Below are 1116 nucleotides of genomic sequence, written 5' to 3'. Positions count from 1 at the left end.
TCGATGAAAGGGTCGTTGCTGCCTGCAAGCAGCATCAGCGGCTTGCCGATAGCAGCAAGATGGTCGACCGGCTTGACATCATCGGCGCTCAACCCGAGACGAAGCGGCATCTGTGCCAAAAGGACATCGGCTTGGAAACCGCGCCAGAAGTGGAAAGGCATTCGCCACGCTGTGGTTTCGCGCAAGGTTGCGTAGAGCTGCTCCAGCACATAGGCATCGGCAGGCGCTTGCGGCGCAGCAAAGACAAGTGCGGCGGCGCCAAGCGACGAGCCGATGGCGCCAAGCTTCTGGCCTGGAAAGCGTTGCCGAGCAAAGGTAATAATACGGGCGGCGTCTGGGCCTTCCGAATACCCGAAGCCCTGAACGGCGCCACCGCTCTCTCCATGACCGGAGAGGTCGAACAAGACAACGGAATAGCCAGCGTCGAACAAGAGCTTCGCCCTTTGAACCAAGGCCAGCCTGTTGGCGCCGCGCCCATGTAGCAGCACAATCGCACCGCAACTGCCCTTTCGATCGGCTACCCAGCCGACAAGCTCGGGCGCATCGGCCTGGTCGAGTACGACGCGCTCGACGGAGAAGTCGCCAGGCGCTGCCAGAGCTTGCCGCGGCTGGCGAGCGACTAGTATCGTGCCGATGTGCCAGTCGAACACGCCCCCGGCAACGCCGAGTCCGACCAGCACGATGGCTAGCGAAAAGCAAAGCTTCATCGCCGGTTCATTCGCACTGATACTGGCTGAGTGCCCATTCGCCGGTCACCGACAATAGGTCCGATATCTTCCAGTCGCCGTCGACCCTCTTGAATTTCCATTCCAGCCGGTGCGGGTTGCCCGATATGACGAAGGCGACGATGACCTTGGCCTGGTCGCCGTTGATCGCCTCGAGCGTCTTCAGGCTCTTGTCGATCTCGGCCTTGTCGTAATCGGCATTGTCGAGCGCCATGTTGGGGTCGAGGCACTCGCCCTGCCCGGATTTGCGCAACGCGTCGCTCTTGTCGAGCACGGTTTTGGCCGGGTCGATGAAATGGCTTCGCTCGGCCGGATCGATCTCCAGTCCGACCTGATCGTAAAACGGCCGCACCACGGCGGTCGGCGAGCCCGGCTGGATCGGTGCGGCGGG

At 62.1% G+C, this 1116-nt stretch carries 2 protein-coding genes; both read right to left on the bottom strand.

The genetic code is table 11. The features are described 5' to 3' along the window. Positions 1–707, bottom strand: a 707-nt coding sequence (locus tag EN939_RS35275) for an alpha/beta hydrolase (protein WP_127271949.1), incomplete at its 3' end; no start/stop codon positions are given. A gap of 7 nt (positions 708–714) precedes the next feature. Then, positions 715–1116 (bottom strand): hypothetical protein (locus EN939_RS35270; RefSeq protein ID WP_127271947.1); only part of this gene is annotated, 402 nt, incomplete at its 5' end.

Source organism: Mesorhizobium sp. M7A.F.Ca.CA.002.05.1.1 (genome assembly GCF_003998335.1).
Taxonomy (GTDB): Bacteria; Pseudomonadota; Alphaproteobacteria; order Rhizobiales; family Rhizobiaceae; genus Mesorhizobium.
The sequence above is the reverse complement of the archived record's forward strand: the minus strand, read 5'-3'. Positions and strand labels throughout refer to the sequence as shown.